Origin of the sequence: Bartonella jaculi (genome assembly GCF_039543045.1) — a bacterium.
Classification (GTDB): Bacteria; Pseudomonadota; Alphaproteobacteria; order Rhizobiales; family Rhizobiaceae; genus Bartonella; species Bartonella jaculi.
This window is the reverse complement of sequence record NZ_BAABIZ010000212.1, coordinates 1-506: the sequence shown is the minus strand read 5'-3', so window position 1 is coordinate 506 and position 506 is coordinate 1. Positions and strand designations below refer to the sequence as shown.

Genomic DNA, 506 nt, shown 5'->3' with positions numbered 1-506 from the left:
ATGCTATAAGGTGCTGGAGTTTAATGCATAATGCTTCAATCTGATAAGTCTGATAACAAACACGTCTCATTACGCTCTCTCTTACAATTCTATCGTGAAAAGGCAAAATCACCCCGTGAATTGGGAACCCTTTTTGAAAATCTTGTGATGGCTTATCTATCTGAAGACCCTTTACAAAAGCAGGAATACGAAAAGGTTCAAACTTATTCGGAATGGGCTGAGGAACATGATGAAGATGGGCGTGATATCGGCATTGATCTGGTCGCTACAATCCGTGATCAAGGAGGTTATGCGGCTATTCAATGTAAATGCTATGATGCTTCTCACATCATTAAAAAAGAAGACATTGATAGTTTTATTGCTGCCTCTGGGAAGAAAATATTCACGCGTCGTATTCTGGTTGATAGTACCGAAAGCAATTGGAGTGATAATGCGAACAACACTTGTGATGGTCAAGAGGTTCGTATTCAACAGATTAATCTGTTTGATTTAGAAAACAGTCAAAT

1 protein-coding gene is annotated in these 506 nt (G+C 38.7%); it reads left to right on the top strand.

Annotated elements, in window-relative coordinates; translation table 11 throughout:
- Nucleotides 1-30 precede the first annotated feature (30 nt).
- Nucleotides 31-506, top strand: a 476-nt coding sequence (locus tag ABD915_RS10235; protein ID WP_345117866.1) for a restriction endonuclease, incomplete at its 3' end; no start/stop codon positions are given.